Origin of the sequence: Acidiphilium sp. 20-67-58, from assembly GCF_002255515.1 — a bacterium.
Taxonomy (GTDB): domain Bacteria; phylum Pseudomonadota; class Alphaproteobacteria; order Acetobacterales; family Acetobacteraceae; genus Acidiphilium.
Window position 1 is genome coordinate 1 of sequence record NZ_NCAS01000034.1, and the last position, 25,100, is coordinate 25,100.

The following is a 25,100-nucleotide window of genomic DNA, read 5'->3' on the forward strand; positions in this document are numbered from 1 at the left end:
CCGTCCCTGTCACTCCCCCCTCCCTGTCCCCGTTTCCCTCTCCTCCCACTCCCCCTTTCCTCCCCTCCCCCCGTCCCCCATCCCCGCCCTTCCCCCTGCCCATCTCTCCCCAACCCCTTTCCCCGCCTCCCGACCACTCATCCCATCCGCTTGATCCATATCAAAGTGACATTTTCAACTGTCACTATAACTTGACACATCAAGTCACGGGGAGGGATGAATGCGGATCCTGCTGTTGCATCCGAACTATCATTCTGGCGGCGCCGAGATCGCCGGAAACTGGCCGCCCGCCTGGGCCGCCTATATCGCCGGCGCGCTGAAATCCGCCGGCTTCACCGATCTCCGCTTCATCGACGCGATGACCAACGACCTGTCGGACGATGCCCTGCGCGACATCCTCCGCGCCGAGCGGCCGGAAATCATCGGCAGCACCGCGATCACCCCCTCGATCTACAAGGCCGAGCGCCTGCTCGAAATCGCCCGCGAGGAACATCCAGGCGCGCTCACGGTGCTCGGCGGCGTGCACGCCACCTTCATGTATGGCCAGGTTCTCGCCGAAGCCCCCTGGATCGACGTGATCGTGCGCGGCGAGGGCGAAGGGATCATCGTCGATCTCGCCCGTGCCGTGGCGGCGGGGACTTTCGCGGCAACCCGCCACGACATAAGGGGCATCGCCTTCCGCGAGGCCGGCAAGGTCGTCGCCACCGAAGCCGCCCCCACCGTCAAGGATCTCGACGCCCTCGCCCCCGACTGGGGCATCCTCGACTGGGACCGCTACCGCTACATCCCGCTCGGCACCCGTGTCGCCATCCCCAACATGGCGCGCGGCTGCCCCTTCACCTGCTCGTTCTGCTCGCAATGGAAATTCTGGCGCGACTACCGCTACCGCGACCCCGTGAAAGTGGTCGATGAAATCGTGCGCCTGCGCGATGAGCACGGCGTCGGCTTCTTCATCCTCGCCGACGAGGAACCGACGGTCAACCGCAAGAAATTCGTCGCCTTCTGCGAGGAGCTGATCGCGCGCGATGTCGGCCTGCTCTGGGGCATCAACACCCGCGTCACCGACATCCTGCGCGACGAGGCGCTGCTGCCGCTCTACCGCCGCGCCGGGCTCATCCACGTCTCCCTCGGCACCGAAGCCGCCGCCCAGATGAAGCTCGACCTTTTCAACAAGGAAACCACGATCGAGCAGAACCGCAAGGCGATCGCCCTGCTGCGCGCCGCCGGCATCGTGGTCGAGGCGCAGTTCATCGTCGGGCTCGAGAACGAAACACGCGAAACGCTGGAGGAAACCTACCGCATGGCGCGCGACTGGGCGCCCGATCTCGCCAACTGGTCGATGTACACGCCCTGGCCCTTCTCCGACCTGTTCCGCGAACTGGCCGACAAGGTCGAAGTGTTCGACTACGAGAAATACAATTTCGTCACCCCGATCATCCGCCCCGCGGCGATGGACCGCGCCGAACTGCTCGACCGGGTGATGCACAATTACCGCCGCTTCTACATGCGCAAGGCGTTCTTCTCCTACCCCTGGGCCGGCTCCGGCGCGCGGCGGCGCTACCTGCTCGGCTGCCTCAAGGCGTTCATGAAATCCGGCTTCGAGCGGAAATTCTACGATCTCGGCCGGGTCGGCTACTGGGGGCCGCAATCGAAGCGCAAGGTCGATTTCCATTTCGACGGCGCGCGAAGCAAGGCCGGCGCGGAACAGGTCGAATGGCGCACCATGCATGACAATAAAAAGCGTGCATTGGACAACAATAAAACGCGTGCGACGCACGATAACGAAACGCGTGCAACGCACGACAATAACAAGCCCCATCGCAAGGCGCCCAGCCCCGCGGAACCACCGCCCTGACCGCGCCCGACAATCCGGCGGGGCCGCGCATCGGGCCGAACGCGATCCTCCAGGTCTTCGCCGCCCTCGCCGCCTCGGGCGGGCCGGCCTGCGTCGCCCGTGTCGCGCGCGCGGCCGGCGCCGAACCCTATCTCGCCCATCCGCCCGCCGCGATGGTCCCGGCGGCGGATGTGCTGGCGCTGCATCGCGCGGTGCGCGCCTGCCTCGGCGCCGGGCCGGGCGGGGTCGTGCTGCGCGCGGCCGGTGCTGCGACCGGGCGTTATCTCCTCGCGCGGCGGATTCCGCGCCCGGTCCGCCTCGCCCTCCGCGCAGCCCCGGCGCCGCTCGCCGCCCGCCTGCTGGTCGCGGCGATCCGCCGCCACGCCTGGACCTTCGGCATGCCGGACGGGCTGGACGCCACCTGGCGCGGCGGCCTCCGCCTGACCCTCGCGACCAACCCGATCGCGGTGCCGGGCACCGCAAGACCTGAACGGCCCAGCTCCGCCGGGAGCGAAATGCCCGACTCCGCCGGGATCGAGGATCCAGGCGCATGCAATCCGGGCTGCGCGTTTCACGCCGGCACCTTCGAGGTGCTGTTCCAGGCGCTGGTCGACCGCCGCCTCGTGGTGCGAGAGGAATCCTGCCGCGCCGCCGGCCAGCCTGCCTGCGTCTTCACGATCGGGCGCGGCTGATCTCCTGGAAACAGGGCGCGAGCAAAAGATCGGAGGTGCCAGATCAGAGGGGCCCGATCGGAGGTAATGGACCCGCGGCGCGGATGATGCTCTACCCTCCCTGCCCCGAGCCACCCGGCCGCGCCCGCCGCGGCCCCGCAGGAGATCGCGACGTGACCGACTGTTCCACACCAAGCCCGGCCACACGAGGCCCGGCCGTCGCCGTGATCGGCGCCGGCGCCGCCGGCCTCGCCGCCGCGCGCCGCCTTGCCGGCACCTGCGCCGTCACCGTGTTCGACAAGGCGCGCGGCCCCGGCGGCCGCCTCGCGCATCGCCGCCGCGAGGGCTTCGCCTTCGATTTCGGCGCGCCGTTCTTCACCGCCCGCGACCCGCGCTTCACAGCCGAACTCGCCCGGCTGCGCGCGGCGGGAATCGTGACACCCTGGGCCTGCCGCTTCGCCGAGATCGAGGCCGCCGCCATCACCCACCGGCGCGACTGGGGCGATACCCCGGCGCATTACGTCTCGATCGGCCGGATGAGCCGCCTCACCGCGCACTGGGCCGAAGGGCTCGACATCCGGCAGAATTGCCGCATCACGGCGCTTCACCCCGCGCCCGCGGGCTGGACGCTGGAGAGCGAGGCGGGCGAGCGCTTCGGCCCCTTCGCCTTCGTCGTCCTCGCCCTGCCGGCGCCGCAGGCCGCCGCCCTGCTGCCCGAAACCTCGATGCTGCGCGCCACCGCCGCCTCGGCGCGGATGCAGGGCGCCTTCTCCCTGATGCTGGGCCTCGCCGCACCGCTCGATCCAGGCTTCGATGCCGCCCTGGTGCGCGATGGCGTGCTGAGCTGGATCTCGCTCTGCGCCGCGCGGCCGGGGCACGAGGGCGGGCCGGGCCTTGTCGCGATCAGCCGCAATTCCTGGGCGGACGACCATCTCGAGGACGATCCCGCGACCATCCGCGCCGCGATGCTCGACGCCCTCGCCGCCTGTCTCGGCGAAACGCTCGCGCCGGTGCATCTCGACCTGCATCGCTGGCGCTACGCCAACGCCCCGGCGGTCGCAGGGCGGCCCCGCCTGATCGACGCCGCCAACCGCCTCGCCCTTTGCGGCGACTGGACGGCGCAGGGAAAGGTCGAGGCCGCCTATCTCTCCGGGCTGGAGACCGCGGAGGCGGTTCTCGCCCGCCTCGCCGCCAGCTGACGCGGCGGGCCCGCCGGCGCGGCACCCACCGCCGCCCCCGCCCCCGACCCCGCGTTTGAGGCCGCCAACACATCGACGGCGCGACCCAGCGCCGCGAGCGTGGCCACCTCGCTGTAGCGCGCAACGATGTAGGCAAGCCCCGCCTCGGCGAGACGGCGGTTCAGCGCCTCGTCCTCATGCACGCGGACGATCTTGGCGGCGAACTCCTCCGCCGAACCGGCAACCAGCCAGTCCAGCGGCGCCGGCAGGTCGAGCCCCTCGGCGGCGACCGGGCTCATCACGCAGGGCAGCCCGTGCGCGAAACTCTCCAGCACCTTGCCCTTGATCCCGGCGCCGAAGCGCAGCGGCGCCACGGTGCAGCGCACCCGGTGCAGCACCTCCGCCAGATCGGGCACATACCCCACCGTCACCAGCCCGCCGCCGTGCAGCCGGCTCACCGCCTCCGGCATCCGGCTGCCGACGATATGGCTCGTCGCCGCCGGCAGGCTCTCGCGCACCAATGGCAGGATATCCTCGGCATAATGCCGCACGGCGTCGACATTGGGCGGATGCCCGAAGCCGCCGACGAACGCGATGCCCGCCCGCTGCGCGAACGGCACCGGCGCCGGGCGCGGCCGCACCGCCCATGGCACCACATGGGTTTCGATCTCCGGCGCGAGCGTGCCCAGCATCTCCGCCTCGACCGAGGAATGGACGATCACCGCGTCCACCACCCGCATCACCGCGAGTTCCCCCGCCTTCTGCGCCGCCAGCCCGACCGTCGCCGCATCGCCCGGCGCCACCGCCGCCTGGCGTTCGAGGCGCAGGAAATGCAGGTCGGCGACGTTGTAGACGATGCGGGTTTTCGGAAAATAACGCCGCGTCAGCATTGCGTATTTGGCGGCGTTCGAGTAGCGGTGGATATAGACGAGGTCGGGCGCGACCAGCGCATCGCGGAACACCTCCTCGACCGACCGCGCGAACGGCGCGTGCAGGCACTCGATGCCGACCTTGCGCAGATCGCCGGTATAGGGCTGGTGATCCTGCATGTTGTCGGCCGGCACGAAGGTCACCTTGTAGCCGAGTGCGAGCAACGCGCGCATATGCGCGACCGCCGCGTTCGATCCGGCATCGAGATCGGGCGTCGGCACGGTGTCGTCGATGAAATAGGCCCGCCGGCGCACCTGCCGCTCGGCCTCGAGGTCGGGGCACTCGCCATTGAAGCCGTGCCCGGCGAGCACGTCCTTCCAGCGCGCCTGGAACTTGCGCTGGTTGACAAGCTGGTAGCGCTTGAGCCCGCTGCCGGCGACATCGACGCCATTGCTGACGCCTTCGAGATGCACCACTTCCGACGCCGGCTGCACCACCACCCTTCGGCCGAGCTGGCGAACCCTGAAGGCGAGATCGACATCCTCGTAATAGGCCGGCGCGTAATGGGTATCGAAGCCGCCCAGCGTCTGGAACAGCACCCGCTCGATCATCAGCGCGGCGCCGGACACCCAGTCGGCATCGCGCAGATGCAGGAAGCGCGGCTCCGCCGGATCGGCCCCGCGTCCCCAGTTCCACCCGTCGCCGAGGCGCCAGACGATCCCGCCCACCTCCTGCAGCGTGCCGTCCTCGGCCAGCAGCCGCGACCCCGCGATGCCGACCCCGGGCACCTGCTCGAACGTGTCGACCAGCGCATCCAGCCATCCCTCGCGGACCAGCGTGTCGTTGTTGAGGAACAGCAGATACCGCCCGCGCGCCTCCCGCGCGCCGGCATTGCTCGCCCCCACGAAGCCGAGCTGCGCGGGCGTGCGCACCACCCGCACCGGCCCGGCGAGCACCAGCGTGCAGAACAGCGTCTCGTCGGTGGAGCCGTCATCGACGATGACGATCTCGCAGGAGCGGCGCGGAAAATGATCCCGGATCGACTCGAGGCAGCGATAGGTGTGATCGAAATGATTATGCGCGGGAATGATGACCGAAACCTCCGGCGCCGTCTCGGCCGCACCCGCGGGGCCGAGGATCAGCAGCGGATAGGCCTGGCCCAGCGCGTCGATGATGCCGCCGGTCCGGCCGTCGAGCTCGGCGCGCGGCACCAGCCCCTCGCGCGCCGCCGCCGCCGTCATCCCCGCCGCCTCGGCCAGCCGGTCATGCGCGTTGAGGGAATGGTTCAGCAGCCTGAGCAGGAGGCCGATCCCGCCGGCAAGCTCGGCCGGCGCCTTCGCGGCGAGGCTGGCCTGCACGAAGGCCTCGGTCATGAAGCGCCGCGCCGGCTCGTCGAGAGCCGGCGGCGAGCGCACGATCCAGTGCGGCGAGCCCAGCAGGTCGAGCCCGTCCGATGCCCGGCGGATGCTCACCAGGTGCCGCGAATGCGGCAGCACCATGTCGAGCCCGACGATCGAGAACGCGTGTCGCCCGTTGCCATATCCCGCCTGCTCCAGATCCGGCCGGTAGAGATCGGCCCGCACCCGGAACAGCGTCACCCCGCCCTCGACAAGGTCGATGTCCAACGGCTCGTCCGGCCGCTCCGGGTCCCAGATCCACCCGGCAATGCTTTCGTGATCGCAACGCTCCAGATATCCGACCGGCCGCCGCACCGTCGCCTCGTCGGACGACGCTGCCGGCGCGACATCCCCTCCCCGGTCCCCGGCACCGCCCGGCGGGAGCGCCTGCTCGTCTTTCGACTCGTCTCGATTTGTATTTTTAATATTGTTAGTTTGCTTTTTCTTCATATCGTCCAAATAATACGTTAGAGCCTAATCCGATCAGATGAAATCTCCCGATCGGATAAAGACGCTCAGGTTATCATCACGTTAGAGCCTCATCCGATCAGATGGAATTATCTGATCGGATAAAGATGCTCTAATTATCAACACGATAGAGCACGACATCCGATCCGAAAGGATCGGAACGTGCTCTAGACCGCGAAATCCGATCCGTCAGGATCGGAACGTGCTCTAGACCGCGAAATCCGATCCGTCAGGATCGGAACGCGCGCCAAGGCTAAAATGAAATGATCCAATTCAACTCTGGATTATGCCGCGCGCGCCCCATCCTGTCGAGCAACTTCGTGCGCCGCCCGCCGCCGCGTCTCAGCCGCCGGCCGGGCGCCCCTGATCGTGATCGGGACCGGGATCGAGATCTAACGAAAGCTGCCCCGGCGCGGCATTGGCGCGGGCGCTCCGTTGCGGCCGGGCCAGGGCCAGGCCCCGACCCCGGCCCCGGCGCGAGCCGTGGCGGCGCTGCACCGCATCCGCCTCGCGCTGCGCCTCGACCAGTTGCCGCCGCGCGAACAGCGCCGCCTTCGCCGCCCGCGCCGCCTCCTCATGGATCACGATCCGCGCCGGATAGTACGGGCAGAGACGCGCCCGCTCGCCCGCGTCGAGCCGCCAGGGCTCATGCACCAGCGCCCCCGCCACCGCCGCCAGCTCCGGCACATGGCGGCGGATGAACCCGCCCGCCGGGTCCTGGTCGTGTCCCTGCTTGACCGGCGAATACACCCGCACCGTGTTGATCCCGGTCTCGCCGGACTGCATCTGGCATTGCGGCCAGTGGATTCCCGGCTCGTAATCGGTGAACAGCCGCGCCAGCACGAGGCCGCTCTCCTGCCAGGGCAGGAACAGGTCATGGCTCGCGAACGACATCAGCATCGCCCGCATTCGGAAATTGATCCATCCCTGCGCCGCGAGGTAGCGCATCGCCGCATCGATGAACGGATACCCCGTCCGCCCCTCCGCCCAGGCGGCGAGGCGCGCCGGGTCGGCCGGCGGCCGCATCCCCTCATAGATCCGGGCAAAGGGCCGCCACTCCGCCTCCGGCTCGGCCTCCAGCTTCTGGATGAAATGGCAATGCCAGTGCAGCCGGGCGATGAACGATCGCAGCGCCGCCCCCCAGCGGCTGGAAGCCGGCACCTCGCGCTGCCGCCGCCACGCCGCCTGCGCCGCCTCGCGGATCGAGACGCAGCCATGGGCGAGATAGGGCGAAAGCCGCGAGCACGAAGCCTCGCCCGACACCGGCGATGACATCGCCCTGGTATAGTCCTCGCCCCTCGTCGCGAGGAACGAGCCGAGCGTTGCCAGCGCCGCCGCCCGCCCCGGCGCCTGGCCGCACCGCAACCCGTCCGGCGCGAGGCCGAGGGACGCCGCCGCCGGAACACCTGCCGCCGCCAGCCCCTCCGGCGGCGCCGCCCAGGCGATGCCGCGCGGCTGCGGCAGCAAAGGTGCCGCCATCATCCGGTCCCACTGCGCCGCCCAGCGGTCGCGATCCAGCGCCGGGCCACGGATCACGCCGAACTGACGCAGCTCGGTCCACGCCACCCCCTGCGCCCGCGCCCAGCGCCGCACCGCCCGGTCCCGCGCATGGGTCCAGCGATTGCCGGTCTCCTCGTGCGACCACAGGGCGAACCCGCCCAACCGCCGGCGCAGCGCCTCCAGCACCTCGACCGCCGCGCCGACACACACCACAAGCCGCCCGCCCGCCGCCGCGATCGCCGCCGCCAGATCCTCGATGCAGCCGGCCAGGAACGCGTATTGCCGGTGCGACACATCCGGCAGCCGCCAGTATTCCGGCTCGACGATCACCAGCGGCAGCACGGCGCCCGCGGCCGCCGCCGCCGTCAGCGCCGCGTGATCGACAAGCCGCAGGTCGCGCTTGAACCAGACAACCGAAACAGAACTTCCCATCCCGCCCGAAATAATCGCCCGCGCGGATCGGACAAGACGGGGCGGACAAGGCGGGGCGGACAAGGCGGGGTGGGCCAACCGGACCGCTCAGGCGCGCAGCAACCCGCCCATCGGCGCAATCGCCGCACTCTCGGGGAAAATCCGCCCGAGCGCCGCCGGCCCCAGCCCGAACTGCGCCGCCAGAACGCCCTTGGCCAGGGCGCGCAGATCCGCCGTCGGCGCGAGATCGCGGTTCTGGAACAGCTGCCGGTCCTTCAGCCCCGGCCAGGTCGCCTTCACCCGCCCGCCCAGCACCGCGCCGCCGGCAAGAAAGGCGACCGTCGCGGTGCCATGATCGGTCCCGCGCGTGCCGTTGACCCGCGCGGTGCGGCCAAACTCGGTGATCACCAGCACCGCCGTCTTCGCCCAGGCCGGGCCCAGCGCCGCCTTCAGCGCCGCCACCCCGCGATCGAGGCCGCCGAGCGGGCCGGGCAGCAGCTGCATCTGGTTGACATGCGTATCCCACCCTTCGAGCTGGAAGGCGGCGATCCGCGGCCCCTGTGCCGCGGCGAGCAGCGTGCCCACCCGGGCGGCAAGCTCGGGAAACCCATAGCGATCGGCCGGGTGACCGGCCAGGCGATCGGCTGGACGACCGACCGGATGACCAGCCGGGTGACCGACCGGATGGGCAGGCCCCGCCGGGTTCATCATATGCTCATCCTCCATCGCCGGCGCCGCTCCGGCGGTGAAGGTCGCTTGGTCGAACCGCCGCGACCCGAGCCCGCGGGCGATTGCCGGGCCGAACACCGGATCGCCCGCATTGAGCCGGCCGATCGCCGCATAAAGCCCCTGATCCGGCTGCGCGAAGCCAACCGGCGCATAGGCGCCCACCGGCGCTGCCCCGCGCAGGATCAGCGGCGTGCCGATCCCCGCCGCCAGCCCGATCCCGCCCGGATCGCCATCCGCCGGCAGCTCGGCGATGAGCCGGTTGAGCCAGCCCGAATTCATGCCGATCTGCTCGACACCGGTCTGCAACAGGTCCTGCGCCTCGAAATGGCTGCGCGTCCGGTACGGACCGGCGATCGCATGCACCGCCAGCAGCTCGCCGGCGGCGTAGAGCGTGTGGAACCGCGCCAGCGCCGGGTGCAGCGCGTAGAACCCGCCGAGATCGTGCCACGACGCCGCCTGCGGCACGAGGCCCGGCCGCAGCCGCGCGAGATCGGGGTCGCCATGCGGAATGACGGCCTCCATCCCGTCGAGCGCGCCGCGCAGCAGCACGACGACGAAGCGCGAATCGGTCGGCGCGGCTGCGAGGGCGAGCCGGGTCCGGCCCAGGGTAGCGACGGTCGCGAGGCCCAGCAGCGTCGCGCGGCGGGAGAGGTTCATGTCGGTCACCGTCTGAGAAATTCGGGAGAAGCGAACAGCAGCGCCAGCGCCTCGCGCGGCGAGCCGGCGGTGCTCACCGCCGCCAGCGTGTCCGGGCGCAGCTGCGCGCCGAGTGCGGCCGTGGCGATGGCGGCGGGGGCGCGGTCGTGACTGTGCCCGGCCATGGTATAGGCGAAGTCGATCCGCGCCAGCACCGCGTCCGGCCCGCTCCAGTCGCCGCCGAGATCCGACCATCCATTGGGCAGCGGCGCCGCCCAGAGCGGCTGGCCGAGCCGCCGCAGCATCCCCAGCGCCGCCGGCACCTTCGCCTCGGTCTCGCCGAGCGCGCGGCCGACCGAGACGAAATACTCGACCGGCGTCTTGATCTTGCGCCCCGGTATCCACGCCTGCGGCAGATCGACCAGCGCCGCCGAGGCCGCCCGCAAATCGCCCTGCGTGCCGGCCAGCACGCCGGCGACATGCGCAACCGCCTCTGGCGGCGGCTGGTCGGCGACGAAATGCCGCACCAGCTTGGTCGCCAGCGCCGTCCAGGTGGTGTGATAGGTCGACAGGAACCGCAGCGCCGCGATGCCGCCCGCCTCGCCCGGCGGAAAGCTGCGCCCCATCAGCGTCTGCGGCCCCGGCTCATGAGCGAAGGGGTGGAAGCGGAACCCGGTCGGCTCCGCCCTGGGATCGACCGACCATCCGGTGAGCAGCTTCGCCATGGCGATGACGTCCTGCTGGCTGTAGCCGGCGCGCAGGCTCACCGTGTGCAGCTCCATGCACTCGCGGCCGAGATTCTCGTTGAGCCCGCGATGCCGCCGCACCCCGGCCCGGCTGTCCGGCCCGACCGACCCGGCATTGCCGAGATAGAGCAACATCGCCGGATGCCGCTCCACCGCCAGCACCATGTCGGTGAACCGGCCGGTGACATGCGGGCGGATCGCCTCGCGCAGGAACGGGCCGATCAGCGCGGCGGTGCCGCCCTGGCGCATCGACACGGTGAAATGATTCGCCCAGAACCACACCAGCCGCTCGCGGAACGGCGCGTCGGTGCGCAGCGCCCAGCCGAGCTGGGCAGCGGCATCGGCGCGGAACATCTCCGGGACGCGCGGCTTGAAATGATCCTTGAGCGAGAGCCCCTGCCGCGCCAGACGCTTGCGCGTCATCCGGTCGTCGCGCAGGGCGGCGAGGGCAGCGGCCCCGCTCGGCAGGCCGGCGAAGGAGGGTGTCGCCAGCGCGGGGTCCGGCCCGTCGAGCTGGCCGAGCAGCCAGCCGCGCGGATCGGCCGGCGGCGCCTGGTCCGGCCGCCCGCCCAGGCCGAAGCGGATCATCGCCTGAGCAGGCGTCAGGCTTTTCGCCTGAGAAGGCGTCAGGCTTTTCGCCTGGGCAGGCGTCAGGCTTTTCGCCTGGGCGTATGCGAGGGTCATCGCCGCCGCCCGCTCAGCGCCAGCGCCAGTGGCCGGGAATCCACCTGCCGCGCCAGTTGTAATGCCCCGGCACCCAGACGCGCGGCGGCGGCGCGACATAGACGGGCGGCGGATAGACGGGCGCCGGCACGGCGATGCCGATGGCAAAGCGCGGCCCCCACCAGGGATGTTCCCAGGCGAGGGCGGCATGCGGCACGGCGGCGAGGCCGAGGCCGAGCGCAAGCCCGAGCGCGGCCCGCGCCGGGCGCCGGGAAGCGATGGTGCTGAACTTGTGTGTCATGTCGTCAGCCCTGTCCTTGAGCGTTGCAACGAGGCGGGATCGGCGCGATCAGCGGCAGCGATAGGGGTGCCAGTAGCACCAGCCATGGCGCGGCCCGCCGGGATAGACCACGCATCCCGCAAGCCCGCCGGCGAGCCCGGCGAGCAGGATCGCGGCCACCGCCCGCCGGGCGATCCGCGCCGCCCGGCCCGGCCGTGCATCCTGAGGGGGAATAAAACGGAACGTACGAGACAGCATGGGCAAGTTCCTCGATGATCTGTGACGCTTCGACCGCGCGGGGTCTGTATTCCGTTCAACGCGCGGGCGCCTGAAATCCGTCGCCCCTTCAGCCCTGCGGCGGCACAGATTTTTGCCCCTGCGGCGGGATAAAATTGCCGCCCTGCGGCGGGGGGGCAGAATTGCCGCCCTGCGGAGGAGGGGCAAAATTGCCGCCCTGCGGAGGAGGGGCAAAATTGCCGCCCTGCGGAGAAGGAGCAAAATTGCCGCCCTGCGGCGGGGGGGCAGAAATGCTGCCCTGCGGAGGAGGAGCAAAACGGCCGCCCCGCCGTTGCAGCTCGCCGTGTTCGGCGAGGCCGCTCGCCAGTTTCCGCCGCTCGCCTTGCGGCAGGGTGGCGGCGAAACGCAACGCCGTATTGTCGAGCTTCGCCAGCAGTACGGCGCGATCCCGCCGCGCCCTCGCCAGCAATGAAGCGATCGCGGCGCGGTCGAAATCGGGGCGGACGAACAGCGCCCCCGCCTGCTGGCGGCGCAGCCGCGCGTCGCGGATCAGGTCGCGATTGTTGCGGATCACCGCGAGCATCGCGGCGCGGAAGCGGGCGCGGTCCGCCGGCTTCAGGGCGTGGCCGGCGGTCTGGATCGGGCCGGGATGGCGATGCGGCGGCCTGTGCCAGCCGCCCCGGTGCGACAGCACCGCGAGCCCGCCGCCGAAGGCGCCGATCATGAGGGCATTGAGGAGCAGCGAGGCAACGAGGCCGATCTGCAAGCGGCTGGTGGTCACAGCGTATCACTCCAGTTGGCGGCATTGCCGCAGGATGGCACCGGCGCGCCGAGCACGGTGAGGGATTGCGAGCAGGCCGCCCCGCCCGCCGGCACGAGGCGGGCGACCAGCACGGCGCCGATCGCCCCGCCGCTGGCCAGCGCGCCGGCAAGGCCGAGCCCGGCGAGCCAGAGCCGGCCGCGCCGCCACAAGGCCCGCCGCCGCGCGGCATCGCGGGCGATCCGCCCGGCCAGCGCCGCCCCCGGCGCCGGCACCGCCCAGCGCGCCAGCGCCGCATCCAGCACGGCCTCGGCGGCGAGAATGGCGTCCGCAGCCGCCGGATCGGCCTCGCGAAAGGCGCGGGCGGCATCGCGCTCGGCCTCGGGCCAGCGGTCGATCGCGCCGCCATAGGCGGCGGCAAGGGCGGCGAAGCGGTCGGGCGTCATGGTCGCAGATCCTCGAGCTGTTGGCGCAGGGCGCGGCGGGCGCGGGCAAGCAGGCTTTCCAGCGCCTCGACGCTGATGCCCAGCGCCGCGGCGGCCTCGATATTCGACAATCCCTGATAAACCTGCATCACCAGCGCCTCGCGCTGGCGCGCCGGCAGGGCGGCAATCGCGCGCTCCACGCGCAGCACCTCGGCATCGCGCGCGAGCATGAAATCCGCCCCCGGCGCCGGGTCCACCTGTTCCGGCGGCTCGGCGACGGCAACTTCCCGCCGCCGCCGCAACCGGTCGAGGCACAGATTGAGCGCGACGCGGTGCATCCAGGTGTCGAACCGCGCCGCCCCCGGCCGCCAGGCCCGCGCCTGCCGCCAGACCCGCAGGAACACCTCCTGGGCCACGTCGTCGGCCAGCGACGAGTCGCGCAACAGCCGCAGCGCGAGCCCGTGCACCCGTGGCAGCTTGTGCGCCATCAGCGTGCGGAACGCCGCCTCCTCGCCCATGCCGATCCTCGCCAGCAGCGCCTCATCCGGGTCGCCTTCCGGGTCTGTCATATCCTCACGGAAGCCCACCCTGCGCCAATTGCCGCGCCGACCGGCCCATCCGGTCGACATCCAGCCCCTTTCACGCGCGAGTGTCCTGTTTCCGTCGCCGCCGTGGCGGCATTTTTCACCGCGCCCGCACCCGGGTCAGCCGCACCAGCGGCCCAAGCCCGGCCGGCGCGCGGGCAAGGGCGGCGAAGAGCAGACGCTGGCCGATCGCCGGGCGCTGCGCGCGGTAGAGCAGCGAGGCGAGGCGGATCTGCCCGGCAAGCTCGCCGGCGAGGCGGCGGTGATAGGTCGCGGCGTCCTGCCCCTCCAGCACCGCGGCGGCGGCGCGCCGCGCCCCGTGCAGCGCCATCGCCATGCCATCGCCGGTAAACGAATGAATCACCCCGGCCTGGTCGCCGAGGCGGAACAGCCCCGCCGGATCGTCCCGCCGCGGCCGGTGCAGGAAGCCATAGGGCACGCGGGCGATGCCGAGCGGCTGGTCGAGTAGCGGTTTCGCCCCGTCGAGCCGGGTGGCCAGCGTCGCCGCCTCGCCGCACAGCGCCGCCAGCAGGGGCGCGAACCCGCCGCCCGCCTCGGCCAGCCGGTCGCGCCGCACCAGCAGGCACAGATTGGCCCACCCGCCCTCGACCAGTTGCAGCCCGGCATAGCCGCGATCGAGCAGATGCAGCTCGACATGCCCCTCCAGCGCCGCGCGCTGCGCCGGCGCCAGCGCGAAATAGGTCTTGAACCCGACCAGGTCGCCCGCCGCCCGCACCGCACGCCCGGCGCCGCGCAGATCGTGCTTGCCGGTGGCGAGCAGCAGCCTGTCGCTCTCCAGCCGCCGCCCGTCGCCGAGATCGAGGCCGAGCCGCCCCTGCCCCGCATCCAGCCGCCGCACCGCGACCCCGCGCAGCACCCGCGCCCCGCGCGCCTCGGCATGGGCGAGCAAGGCGGCGTCGAGCGTCCTGCGGGTCAGGCCGAGCGCGGTGAAGGGCAGCCGCGCCGTCACCTCGCGCCCGCGCCGGAGCAGCCGCACCCGCCCGATCGGGTGCCCGCCCAGCGCCGCCGCATCGATGCCGAGGGAAGCGAGCATCTCCTGCGCCTCGATGCTGAGAAACTCGCCGCAAATCTTGTGAACCGGCGCCGAAGCCCGCTCGACCAGCGTCACCGCCACACCGGCCCCGGCCAGGGCGCAGGCGGCGGCGGCCCCGGCCAGCCCGCCGCCGGCCACCAGCACCGGCGCCGCCCGGCTCACGGCAGCGAGGAGACGAGATGGCGGAACGGCAGCGTCCAGTCGATGCGCGCCCTGACCCCGGCGGCGTCGAGGCAAGCCTGCCAGTCCCGCCGGGTGAAGCCGCGGGCGATCGAGGCGGTGCCGTCGCGGCGGACGATCTCGTGCCACCCCGCGAGCCGCGCCAGCCAGCGGAACCCGTAATACGGCACGGCATGGCGGTGCAGGTCGGCGATCAGCCAGCCCTGCCGCGCCATCGCCGCGACCCGCCCGAGCAGCTCGATCACCTCTGCATCGGCAAGGTGATGGGTGAACTGGCTGCTGACGATGAAATCCGGCGGCGTCGGCGGGGTGTAGCGCAGCGCATCGGCGGTGACGTAGCGGATCGGCGCGTCCGGCGGCGTTGCCGCCATCGCCGCCGCGGTCGCCCGCGGATTGAGATCGACGCCGATCAGCTCGGCCCGCCAGCCCCGCCGCGCCGCGAGGGCGGCGATCGCGCGCAGCTTGTCGCCATGCCCCGAGGCGAGGTCGAGCAGCGTGAATGTCCGGCCCCCCGGCCCGGCGCGCAGCGCGCGGTCGAGCCAGGCGAGGGTGGCGCGATGCGTCATCGTCACCCGGTTCACCCGCGCGAGATCGGCGAGGCAACGGCGATAGATCGCCGGGTCCAGCTCCGGGTCGTCCATCACCTCGGGCAGCATCTGCCGCCGCGACAGGTCGATCATCCCGCCCTCACACTCTCGAAAACCTGAACGTCTCGGCGACCATGCCGGGGCCGAACGCCATCGCCATGCCGCGCCGCCCGGCCGGCCCGCCGGCATCGAGCAGCCGGCGCAGCACGAACAGCACCGTCGCCGAGGACATGTTGCCATGCGCCGCCAGCACCGCGCGCGAGGCGGCGAGCGCCTCGCCCGGCAGGCCGAGCCCGGCCTCCACCGCGTCGAGCACGCTGCGCCCGCCGGCATGCACCGCCCAGTCCCCGATCGCGTCGATCGCGTCGCCGCGCAGCAGCCCCGCCGCGTCCCGCCCCTCCCGCGCCGCGCGCAAGGCGGCGGCGATCGCGGCCGGCACCGCGCCGGCGAGGTGCATCAGGAACCCCTGCGCCCCGATCCGCCAGGTGATCAGCTCGGCAGTGTCGGGAATGGTGGCCGAGCGGAAATCGTGCAGTGCGAGGCCCTGCGGCGCGCCGCTCACCACGGCGGCGGCGCAGCCATCGCCGAACAGCAGGAAGGTGAGCGCGGTTTCCAGATCGGCGGTCTCCTGCAAATGCAGCGTGCAGAGTTCGAGATTGACCACCAGCACCACCGCCCCGGGCTCGGCGAGCACCGTCTGCCGCGCCAGCCGCAGCGCCGGCACCGCCGCCGAACAGCCCATGAACCCCACCAGCGTGCGCTGGAGATCCGCCCGCAGCCCGAGCCTTGCGGCGAGATGCAGGTCGAGCCCCGGCGCGGCGAAGCCGGTGCAGGAGGCGACGATCAGATGCGTGATCACGGCCGGGTCGATCGCGGCATCCGCCACCGCCCGCAGCGCCAGCGCCGTCGCCTCGCGCTCGAAAACCGCCATCCGCGCCGCGGTGTCGGGAAAACCGCCGGGGCGGTAGAACTCCTGCGCATCCGCCCCGCCGGTGGCGAGCGCGCCCGGCGCCAGCACGGAATGGCGATGCTCGATCCCGGCGCGCCCCGCCATCCGGGCGAACAGCGCGGCCGCCCGCGGTTCGAGACGCCGCGCCGCATAGGCGGTGAAATCGCGGTGGATGTCATGCGCCGGCACCGCGGTGCCGATCCGGTTGATGAACACGTCGGCCATGCAGGATAGATGTGGCGCCGCACGCCGCCGGCAAGAAGCCATCCCCTCCGCCGCGCATTGCATCCCTGCCCGCCCGGATGTTTCATCCGGAGCCCCGATGCCCTATGAGCCGCCATGCCCTTTTACATCGAGACCCCCGCCCTGCTTCAGGCCCTCGCCGAGCGGGGCTATGCCGAACCCACCGCGGTGCAGAGCGCCGTGCTGGAACCCGAGGCCGAGGCGCGCGACCTGCTGGTCTCGGCGCAGACCGGCTCCGGCAAGACCGTCGCCTACGGCCTCGCCTTCGCCGCCACGATCCTGGACGACGACCACCTGCCCCCGGCCGCCGCCCCGCTGGCGCTGGTGATCGCCCCCACCCGCGAGCTTGCCCTGCAAGTCCATGCCGAGCTGTCCTGGCTCTACGCCCATGCCGGAGCCCGCGTCGTCGCCTGTGTCGGCGGGATGGATCCGCGGCGCGAGCAGCGCGCGCTCGCCGCCGGCTGCCACATCGTCGTCGGCACGCCGGGCCGCCTGCAGGACCATCTGAACCGCCGCGCGCTCGACCTGTCGGCGCTGCGCGTCGCGGTGCTCGACGAGGCGGACGAGATGCTCGATCTCGGCTTCCGCGAGGAGCTGGACGCCATTCTCGGCGCCGCCCCGGCCGAGCGCCGCACCCTGCTCTTCTCCGCCACCATCGCCCGCGAGATCGCCGCCCTCGCCCGGCAATACCAGCGCGATGCCCTGCGGATCGACACCCAGCAGCGCAACCAGCCGCATGCCGACATCGAATATCGCGGCATCCGCATCGCCGTCGACGAGATCGAGCACGGGCTGGTGAACCTGCTGCGCTTCCACGATCGCGGCCCCTGCCTCGTCTTCTGCGCCACGCGCGAGGCGGTGCGCCGGCTGTTCGGACGCCTGCAGGAGCGCGGTTTCGCCGCCGTCGCCCTGTCCGGCGAGCTGAGCCAGACCGAGCGCAACGCCGCGCTGCAATCCCTGCGCGATGGCCGCGCCCGGGTCTGCATCGCGACCGACGTCGCCGCCCGCGGGCTCGATTTGCCGAATCTCGACCTCGTCATCCATGCCGACCTGCCGACCGACAAGGCGACCCTGCTGCATCGCAGCGGCCGCACCGGCCGCGCCGGGCGCAAGGGGCTGTGCCTGCTGCTGGTGCCCTCGCCGCGGCGGCGGCGGGCGGAGGCGCTGCTGGCCTCGGCCGGCATCAAGGCGATCTGGGACGACCCGCCCTCGGCCGAGGCGATCCGCGCCGGCGACCAGGCCCGCCTGCTCGCCGACCCGCTGCTCACCGAAGCCCCGCTGGACGACGACATCGCCCTCGCCGGCGAACTGCTCGCCGCCCACGCGCCGCAGGCCGTGGCGGCGGCGCTGATCCGGCTCTACCGCGCCCGCCTGCCGGCGCCGGAGGACATCACCGTGCAGCCGGCGGAAGCCCCGCGCCCCGCCCGCGCCCGGTTCGGCAACGATCCCGATGGGCAGGAACGGGATGGGCGGGATATGGTCTGGTTCCGCGCCGCGATCGGCCGCCAGGGCCGCGCCGACCCGAAATGGCTGCTGCCCCTGCTCTGCCGGATCGGCGGGCTGACCCGGCGCGACATCGGCGCGATCCGGATCTTCGATCGCGAAACCAAGTTCGAGATCGCGGCCGACTGCGCGGGCACCTTCGCCGCCGCCCTCGATGCCGGCGCCAGCCCCGACCTTGCGATCGAGCCGGCCGACGCCGCCCCCGCGACGCAGCCCGGCCGCCCGCCGGCGCGGCCCGGCTTCCGCCCCGCCGGAAGGGGCGGCTTCAAGCCGGGCGCCAAACCGCGCGCCAGACCCGACACAAGACCCGACGCCAGACCCGACGCCGACGCCGATGGCGCGCAAGCCAAAAAACCGTGGGACAAGCCAAGGGACAAGCCAAGGGAGAAGGTGGCAGGCAAGGTGGCCGGCAAGGTAGCGTTCAAGGCCGGAGCGAAATCGCATGCCAAGCCGTATGCCAAACCGCATGCCAAACCGGGCGCGAAACCAGGTGCGAAACCGGGCGCGAAGCCGCGAGCGAAACCGGACGCCTGAATCGGGCGTCTGACCTGCACGCCTGAAGCGGCGGCCGGCGCCGCTCAGGCCTCGTAGTCGACCACCCCGGTCAGCCGCAGCGCCACCTCCCGCGCCGGCGGCAATTCCGCCCGCCCGGCGGTCCAGCGCCACCCGTCCTCGGGCGCGTACCAGCCCGCCGCCAGCGCCGTGCTGCGCAGCATGTCCTCGCCGTCGAGCAGCAGCCGGTCGATCGCGATGCCGAGCGGGCGCTGGTCGGCGGTGTCGAGCGCGAAACCCCGCCGCGACGCCAGCCAGACCGGCCCGTCCGCCTCCGCCAGCCGGAACCGGTGCCACGGCCCGTCGATCTCGGGCTCGATCCGCCCCCGCCCGGTGAGCAGGTGGATGTCCGGCTCCCGCGTCCACGATGCCGCCGCGCGCGAGAAGCCGCGCGCCTCCGCCTGCCCGCGATAGGTGGCGCCGCGCATGTAGTCGTGCCGCGCCGTCATGTTGTAGCGCGGATAATCGAAGATGTTCAGCAGCGAGAGATGGCGGTGCCTCACCCTGGTGCTGATCCCGGTGCGGTAGCCGAGCGCGCGCAGATTGTCGTGCAGGTCCGAATCACTGGCATGGCCGGCCCGCAGGATCGCCTCCCGGCGCAGCACCAGCAGCCGGCCGGGCGGGTTGTGCGGCGAGAACACCAGCTGCTCCGGCGTGTCCGGCCGATGGTCCCGCCGGCCCGGATCGCCGTAATAGATCATGTCGCCGACCTCCTGCGGCGGCCGGTCCGGCTCCAGCCGCAGCGCCTGCACGGGATCGACGAAATCCCCGGTATCGACGCTGGAGCCGAGCATCGCCAGCCCCGGATCTTCGCGCATCAGCCAGGTCATGTGGCCGAGCCAGCACTCGAAGGCGCCGGGCAGGATCACGGTGTCTGCCTCGACGAAGCCGAACAGCTCGTCCTCCGGCGTCAGCCGCTTCGCGATCTCGCCGATCACGCCGCCGATCTCGTTGGTCTCCAGCCAAACGACCTCGCGCAGCAGGCCGCGCCGCTCGAAGCCGCGCACCACCTCGCGCACCAGCATGTCATCGGAAGCGGAATCGATCAGCGTCACCGCCGCCGCACTCCGGGTCAGCCGGTAGAGACTGTCCAGACAGGCCCACAGATAGAGAGGACGATTGCGGGACGATACGAAAACCTTATACATTGAATGTGACCATTTTTGACAAATTGATTGTTTTGAAAACAGAGATGCATTTTGAAAACCACGCTGCCTGTCTACAGGCCCGTCCTGCCGCCGGTCGAGTCCCTCCTGCCCTATCTCGCCGGGCTCGACGCCAGCCGGATCTACACCAATCGCGGGACGCTGAACGAACAGCTTGAATCGCGGCTCGCCCTGCTGCTGGCCGGACGGGCGGAGACGCTGGTCACCGCCGCCTCCGGCACCGCGGCGCTGCAAGCGGCGATCCTCGCCCATGCCGGCCGCCCGCGCGGCGGCCGCACCCTCGCGCTGATCCCCGGCTACACCTTCGTGGCAACCGCCTTCGCCGCCCTGGCCGCCGGCTACGAACCGCTGTTCTGCGACCTCGCGCCGGCGAGCTGGCGGCTGCGGCCGGACGACCTGCCGCCCGGCCTGCACACCGAGCGCCTCGGCCTGGTGCTGCCGGTGGCCCCCTTCGGCGAAATGCCCCTGCAGGACGACTGGTCCGCCTTCCAGGCGCGCACCGGCATCCCGGTGGTGATCGACGCCGCCGCCTCCTTCGAGGCGGCGCTGGCCGCCCCCGGTGCGGCGGTGGGCGCGGTGCCGGTCGCGCTGAGCTTCCACGCCACCAAATCCTTCAGCACCGGCGAGGGCGGCGCCGTGCTCTGGGCCGACCGCGAGGGGCTGGTCCGCGCCGCACAGGCGATGAATTTCGGCATGATCTACACGCGCGAGAGCCGCACCGCCGGGTTCAACGGCAAGCTCAGCGAATACCACGCCGCGATCGGCCTCGCCTGGCTCGACGGGCTCGACCAGCGGATCACCGCGCGCCGCCGCGTCGCCGCCGACTACCGCGCCGCCGCCGCCGCCCATGGCCTGGCCGACAGGCTGATCCTGCCGCCGGAGATCGCCTCCTGCTACGCGCTGTTCCGGGCGGACACCGGCGCCGAGGCGGACGCGGTGGCGGCCGCGCTCGCCGCCGCCGGGATCGAGACCCGGCGGTGGTATGGTCTCGGCGTGCAGGCCGAATCGTATTTCCGCGCCCACGGCGCAGCACCCCTGCCCGAGACCGAGCGCCTCGCCGCGCGGATCCTCGGCCTGCCGATCGCCGAGGATATCGGCGCGGCGGACATCGCGCGCATCCTGCGCACCCTCGCCACGGGAGACGCCCATGAGTAACCCGGTCATCCTCTACGGCGCCACCGGCCACGCCGCCGCCGTCCGCGAGGAGGTCGAGCAGATCCTCGCCGACCGCGACCTGCGCGTCATCGCCTATATCGACGACAATCCCGAAACCCGGCCCGCCACGCTCGGCGGCCTGCCGGTGATCGATTTCGAGACCTGGCAGCGCTCGTTTCGCGACGTGCCGGTGAACGTGACCATCGGCACCCCGGCGCATCGCCGCCGCCTGGTCGCCCGGATCGAGGCGGCGGGCGGGCGGTTCGCCTGGCTGATCGGCGCATGGCCCTCCCTCGCCCGCGACCTCGTCGCCGGCGAGGGCAGCTTCATCGGCGGCGGCTGCTATGTCGGCCCCGGCGTGCGGATCGGCCGGCACGTCCAGATCCAGCCGCTGAGCTGCATCGGCCACGAGACCACGATCGGCGACTACACTACCATCTGCTCCGCGCGCATCGCCGGCTGGGTCGAGATCGGCAGCGACGTCTTCATCGGCATCGGCACCAGCATCGTGCATGGCAACGCGGCACGGCCGCTGCGGATCGGCGATGGCGCCTTCATCGCCGCCGGCTCGGTGATCACGAGGCCGGTGCCGCCCGGCGCGCGGGTAATGGGCAACCCCGCCCGCCCGCTGCGCGAACTGGCCCGCCGCAACGGCGGCTAACCCAAATCGCCGCAACGGCGGCTGATGCCAGACAAACCGCGCCCCCCGCGGTTGACTTCCCCTCCCGGTGGCATATCTCCCGCCCGTCTCGCCATCGCAACGTTCCGGCGACGACCTGAGCGTAACCGCCACCCGGACCCGAAAGCAGCCCCAATGTCCTCCAAGACCGTCACCGAAATCCTCGCCGCCAATGCCGACTATGCCGCCAGCTTCGGCGCGAAGGCCGACCTGCCGATGCCCCCGGCGCGCCACTTCGCCATCCTCACCTGCATGGACGCGCGGCTCGACCCCGCCCGCTATGCCGGCCTCGCCGAGGGCGACGCGCATGTCATCCGCAATGCCGGCGGCCGCGCGACCGACGATGCCATCCGCTCCCTCGTCATCTCGCACAAGCTGCTCGGCACCACCGAATGGTTCGTGATCCACCACACCAATTGCGGCATGGAAACCTTCACCGACCAGCGCATGGCCGAGCTGCTGGACGACAATCTGAACACCGCCAGCCTCGACATGACGACGCTGACCTGGTCCAACCCGCAGCATGGCGGCGGCTGCGCCGATGGCCATTTCATCAAGTGGCTCTCGATCCGCAACCAGGAGGAAAGCGTGGTGCAGGATGTCCGGCACATCCGCGCGCATCCGCTGGTCCCGGCCAACATCGCCATCCACGGCTATATTTTCGACGTCCGCACCGGCCGCCTCAAGGAGGTCGCCGCCGCCACCGCGCTCGGCCGTCCCGCCTGATCCACACAGCCTGATCCACGCCCCCTGATCCACACCAGCCCCCGCCGCCATACCGGGCGGCGGGACCTCCCTCGCCTTTTATATTCCGCTCTGCGGAATATTTTTCCGCAAACTTGACAGAAAACCCCGCCCCAGCCTAAGCCCGGCCCATGCCGTCCGTCCGCCAGGGCGCCGCGCCATGAGACCGCGCAGCCCACGCCCCGCACACGCAGCCGATTCCTTGGCCAATCCCTTGGCCGATTCCGGGCCCGGCCCCGCACAGGACCGCGATTTCGTCGTCGCCCTCGCCCGCGGGCTCGACATCCTCCGCGCCTTCCGCCGCGAGGGCGAGGCCCTCGGCAATGGCGAGCTCGCCGCCCGCACCGGGCTCAGCAAATCCACCATCTCCCGCCTCACCTACACGCTGCACCGGCTCGGCTACCTCTCCCACCACGCCGACACCGCGCGCTACCGCCTCGCCCCGCCGGTGCTCTCGCTCGGCTATTCCTGCCTCGCCGGCCTCAAGCTGCGCGATCTCGCCCGCCCGTTCATGCAGGCGCTGGCCGATCACTCCGGCATGCCGGTGGCGATGGCCAGCCGGGACCGGATGTCGATGGTCTATATCGAGCGCTGCAAGGGCACCGACGCGGTGACGCTGGCGATCGAGGTCGGCGCGCATATCCGCCTCGCCACCAGCGCGCTCGGCCGCGCCTGCATCGCCGCCCACGCGCCCGAAGCCCGCGCCCGCCTGCTCGACGAGATCCGCGCGCATGAGGGCGCCGCCTGGCCTGCGATCCGCCCCGGCATCGAGGCTGCAATCGCGCAGCACGCGGCGCTCGGCTACTGCACCTCGTATGGCGACTGGAAACCCGGCGTCAACGCCGTCGCCATCCCCTTCATCCCGCGCGACGGCACGCCGATCATGGCCTTCAACTGCGGCGGCCCCGCCCAGTCCCTCACCCCAGCGCGGATCGAGGCGGACATCGCCCCCCGCCTGATCGACCTCGTCCGCCGCGTCGCCGCGGTTTCCCCCTGACAGAAGAGAGCGCCATGGCCCTGGATTCCGAAACCCTCGCCCAGTTCCTCGACACGCTGGACCGCTTCGTGAAGGCGCGGCTGATCCCCGCCGAAGACCGCGTCGCCGACGAGGACGACATCCCCGCCGAACTGGTCGCCGAAATCCGCGAGATGGGCCTGTTCGGCATGTCGATCCCCGAGGCCCATGGCGGGCTCGGCCTGTCGATGGCGGAGGAGGTGCAGGCCGCCTTCATCCTCGGCCAGGCCTCGCCCGCCTTCCGCTCGCTGGTCGGCACCAATAACGGCATCGGCGCGCAGGGCATCATCATCGACGGCACCGAGGCGCAGAAGGCGCACTACCTGCCGAACCTCGCCAGCGGCGAGATGATCGCCTCCTTCGCCCTCACCGAGCCGGATGCCGGCTCGGATGCCGGCAGCCTGCGCACCACCGCCCGGCGCGACGGCGGCGATTTCATCCTCAACGGCACCAAGCGCTACATCACCAACGCCCCGCGCGCGGATCTCTTCACCGTCTTCGCCCGCACCAACACAGCGGTGAAAGGCGCATCCGGCGTCAGCGCCTTCCTGGTCGAGGCCGGCTCCAGCGGCCTCTCGCTCGGCCGGCCGGACCGCAAGATGGGCCAGAAGGGATCGCTCACCTCCGACGTGATCCTGGAGGATGTGCGGGTGCCCGAATCCGCCATCATCGGCGGTCCGGCGCGGGAGAACCAGGGCTTCAAGACCGCGATGAAAGTGCTCGACCGCGGGCGCCTGCACATCTCGGCGGTCTGCGTCGGCGCCGCCGAGCGGCTGATCCGCGACAGCCTCGCCTTCGCCCTCGACCGCCGGCAGTTCGGCGAGCCGATCGCCGAGAAGCAGCTCATCCAGGCGATGCTGGCGGACAGCCGGGCCGAGGCCTTCGCCGCCCGCTGCATGATCGAGGAGACGGCGCGCCGCAAGGATGCCGGCCGCAACGTCTCCACCGAGGCGGCCTGCTGCAAGATGTATGCGAGCGAGATGGTCGGCCGCGTCGCCGACCGCGCGGTGCAGATCCATGGCGGCGCCGGCTACATGCAGGAATACGCGGTCGAGCGGTTCTACCGCGATGTCAGGCTGTTCCGCATCTACGAGGGGACGACGCAGATCCAGCAGCTGCTGATCGCCCGCAACATGATCCGCGAAATGACCGGCGCCGCCTGATCCTCAGCATGGACCGCCGCTGCACCTGATCAGCGGCATTCGCCGCCACACCTGATCAGCGGCATTCGCCGCCACACCTGATCAGCGGCATTCGCCGCTGGGCTGCAGAATCGCTTGCCGTCGCCCCCCGCGCCGTGTCAGTCTTGCTGCAAATGCCGGAGAAGATCAGCAGCTTCGAGAAATCCCCCTCCCGCGCCGACGACCGCTCATGGGCCGTGATCGCGACCATCGGGAGGGTGGTGCGGGTGGCGGACATCCACCCGAGCCATACGAGCGCCGAGGCGGATCGCGCCTGGCGCGAACAGCAGGTCCGCGCCTATCTCGGCTTCCTCCAGCGCTGCGAGCAGCCGGTGCCGCGCTACACGATCCGGGCGATGACCCGCGCCCAGCTGCCGCGCGGCTGGCGCCCGCTCCCCGCCCTCGGCTTCCTCAACGGGCGCATGTTCTGATCCCCCACCCCGCTCGCGGACCGGCGCAATGCCGCGCTCCGCCCGAGATCGCCAGCCCGAAACAGGCCGGAAAAAAAGCCAGGAGCGGAGCAAAACAGGAGAAAAACATTGCCCACCCCGGAGCAAATATGTTCCTGTTCTGTTCATGGATGTCGCACTCCGTTTCCGGATCGTGATCGACGTGCTGTGCGGTGCTGTGGCGCGCCGTGCCGCCGCCGGCGCCTTTGGTGCGGATGGCGGCCCGCTCGGCGCCCTGCTCTGGACCCGGCTGC

The 25,100-nt window shown here is 71.5% G+C and carries 23 protein-coding genes; 10 read left to right on the forward strand and 13 right to left on the reverse strand.

The window, feature by feature from the left end:
* The first annotated feature begins 220 nt into the window (after positions 1–220).
* The 3 genes from bchE (at position 221) to B7Z76_RS12785 (ending at position 3,704) form a co-directional block, all read left to right on the forward strand.
* Complete coding sequence (bchE, locus tag B7Z76_RS12775; RefSeq protein WP_291344341.1) at positions 221–1,855, forward strand: magnesium-protoporphyrin IX monomethyl ester anaerobic oxidative cyclase; 1,635 nt, start codon at positions 221–223, stop codon at positions 1,853–1,855.
* A 29-nt stretch (positions 1,856–1,884) separates the two neighbouring features.
* Positions 1,885–2,526 (forward strand): bacteriochlorophyll 4-vinyl reductase, encoded by a 642-nt coding sequence (gene bchJ, locus B7Z76_RS12780; RefSeq protein ID WP_291344369.1) that lies wholly within the window; start codon positions 1,885–1,887, stop codon positions 2,524–2,526.
* A 152-nt stretch (positions 2,527–2,678) separates the two neighbouring features.
* Positions 2,679–3,704, forward strand: coding sequence for an NAD(P)/FAD-dependent oxidoreductase (locus B7Z76_RS12785; RefSeq protein WP_291344343.1), 1,026 nt, complete (start codon positions 2,679–2,681; stop codon positions 3,702–3,704).
* Here B7Z76_RS12785 and B7Z76_RS12790 read toward each other — a convergent pair.
* The 12 genes from B7Z76_RS12790 to B7Z76_RS12845 form a co-directional block, all read right to left on the reverse strand.
* Positions 3,647–6,265: a glycosyltransferase gene (locus tag B7Z76_RS12790; protein WP_291344345.1), complete on the reverse strand. Its 2,619-nt coding sequence runs from the start codon at positions 6,263–6,265 to the stop codon at positions 3,647–3,649. The two genes, B7Z76_RS12785 and B7Z76_RS12790, sit on opposite strands and share 58 nt — an antisense overlap.
* Positions 6,266–6,760: 495 nt before the next feature.
* Positions 6,761–8,350, reverse strand: coding sequence for a cryptochrome/deoxyribodipyrimidine photo-lyase family protein (locus B7Z76_RS12795; RefSeq protein WP_291344347.1), 1,590 nt, complete (start codon positions 8,348–8,350; stop codon positions 6,761–6,763).
* Between the two features lie 87 nt (positions 8,351–8,437).
* Positions 8,438–9,715 carry a DUF1501 domain-containing protein gene (locus B7Z76_RS12800; protein ID WP_291344371.1) on the reverse strand — a complete coding sequence of 426 codons (1,278 nt, stop codon included), beginning with the start codon at positions 9,713–9,715 and terminating at the stop codon, positions 8,438–8,440.
* 5 nt (positions 9,716–9,720) lie between these two features.
* Positions 9,721–11,124, reverse strand: a complete 1,404-nt coding sequence (locus B7Z76_RS12805; protein ID WP_291344349.1) for a DUF1800 family protein — start codon at positions 11,122–11,124, stop codon at positions 9,721–9,723.
* A gap of 13 nt (positions 11,125–11,137) precedes the next feature.
* Positions 11,138–11,404, reverse strand: a complete 267-nt coding sequence (locus B7Z76_RS12810) for a hypothetical protein (RefSeq protein WP_236656411.1) — start codon at positions 11,402–11,404, stop codon at positions 11,138–11,140.
* Between the two features lie 48 nt (positions 11,405–11,452).
* Entirely contained in the window at positions 11,453–11,641 is a 189-nt protein-coding gene (locus tag B7Z76_RS12815; RefSeq protein WP_174504139.1) for a hypothetical protein, read from the reverse strand.
* An 88-nt stretch (positions 11,642–11,729) separates the two neighbouring features.
* Positions 11,730–12,401, reverse strand: a complete 672-nt coding sequence (locus B7Z76_RS12820) for a periplasmic heavy metal sensor (RefSeq protein ID WP_291344353.1) — start codon at positions 12,399–12,401, stop codon at positions 11,730–11,732.
* Entirely contained in the window at positions 12,398–12,826 is a 429-nt protein-coding gene (locus B7Z76_RS12825) for a hypothetical protein (RefSeq protein WP_174504138.1), read from the reverse strand. Before B7Z76_RS12825 ends, B7Z76_RS12820 begins: the two co-directional genes overlap by 4 nt.
* Positions 12,823–13,374 (reverse strand): RNA polymerase sigma factor, encoded by a 552-nt coding sequence (locus B7Z76_RS12830; protein ID WP_174504137.1) that lies wholly within the window; start codon positions 13,372–13,374, stop codon positions 12,823–12,825. The genes B7Z76_RS12825 and B7Z76_RS12830 overlap by 4 nt, the downstream gene beginning before the upstream one ends.
* 115 nt (positions 13,375–13,489) lie before the next feature.
* Positions 13,490–14,605: an NAD(P)/FAD-dependent oxidoreductase gene (locus B7Z76_RS12835; protein WP_291344356.1), complete on the reverse strand. Its 1,116-nt coding sequence runs from the start codon at positions 14,603–14,605 to the stop codon at positions 13,490–13,492.
* Entirely contained in the window at positions 14,602–15,303 is a 702-nt protein-coding gene (locus B7Z76_RS12840; protein WP_201712624.1) for a methyltransferase domain-containing protein, read from the reverse strand. Before B7Z76_RS12840 ends, B7Z76_RS12835 begins: the two co-directional genes overlap by 4 nt.
* A 7-nt stretch (positions 15,304–15,310) precedes the next feature.
* Complete coding sequence (locus B7Z76_RS12845) at positions 15,311–16,384, reverse strand: type III polyketide synthase (RefSeq protein ID WP_291344358.1); 1,074 nt, start codon at positions 16,382–16,384, stop codon at positions 15,311–15,313.
* Positions 16,385–16,498: 114 nt separating this feature from the next.
* Between B7Z76_RS12845 and B7Z76_RS12850 the strand changes: the two genes are divergently transcribed.
* On the forward strand, positions 16,499–18,439 hold the full coding sequence (locus B7Z76_RS12850; RefSeq protein WP_291344359.1) for a DEAD/DEAH box helicase: 1,941 nt from the start codon (positions 16,499–16,501) through the stop codon (positions 18,437–18,439).
* Positions 18,440–18,483: 44 nt separating this feature from the next.
* Here the strand turns inward: B7Z76_RS12850 and B7Z76_RS12855 are convergent, their stop codons facing one another.
* Complete coding sequence (locus tag B7Z76_RS12855; RefSeq protein ID WP_291344361.1) at positions 18,484–19,605, reverse strand: glycosyltransferase family A protein; 1,122 nt, start codon at positions 19,603–19,605, stop codon at positions 18,484–18,486.
* 51 nt (positions 19,606–19,656) lie between these two features.
* Here B7Z76_RS12855 and B7Z76_RS12860 point away from each other — a divergent pair, with 51 nt between their 5' ends.
* From B7Z76_RS12860 to B7Z76_RS12885, 6 genes are all read left to right on the forward strand, one after another.
* Positions 19,657–20,778, forward strand: a complete 1,122-nt coding sequence (locus B7Z76_RS12860) for a DegT/DnrJ/EryC1/StrS family aminotransferase (protein WP_291344363.1) — start codon at positions 19,657–19,659, stop codon at positions 20,776–20,778.
* On the forward strand, positions 20,771–21,439 hold the full coding sequence (locus B7Z76_RS12865; protein WP_174504131.1) for a DapH/DapD/GlmU-related protein: 669 nt from the start codon (positions 20,771–20,773) through the stop codon (positions 21,437–21,439). Before B7Z76_RS12860 ends, B7Z76_RS12865 begins: the two co-directional genes overlap by 8 nt.
* Before the next feature lie 153 nt (positions 21,440–21,592).
* Positions 21,593–22,183, forward strand: coding sequence for a carbonic anhydrase (locus tag B7Z76_RS12870; protein ID WP_291344366.1), 591 nt, complete (start codon positions 21,593–21,595; stop codon positions 22,181–22,183).
* A 232-nt stretch (positions 22,184–22,415) separates the two neighbouring features.
* Positions 22,416–23,198: an IclR family transcriptional regulator gene (locus tag B7Z76_RS12875; RefSeq protein ID WP_236656408.1), complete on the forward strand. Its 783-nt coding sequence runs from the start codon at positions 22,416–22,418 to the stop codon at positions 23,196–23,198.
* A 14-nt stretch (positions 23,199–23,212) separates the two neighbouring features.
* A complete protein-coding gene (locus tag B7Z76_RS12880) occupies positions 23,213–24,379 on the forward strand; it encodes an acyl-CoA dehydrogenase family protein (RefSeq protein ID WP_291344368.1) in 1,167 nt (388 codons plus the stop codon).
* Between the two features lie 152 nt (positions 24,380–24,531).
* Positions 24,532–24,828 (forward strand): hypothetical protein, encoded by a 297-nt coding sequence (locus B7Z76_RS12885; RefSeq protein WP_174504127.1) that lies wholly within the window; start codon positions 24,532–24,534, stop codon positions 24,826–24,828.
* Positions 24,829–25,100: the final 272 nt, after the last annotated feature.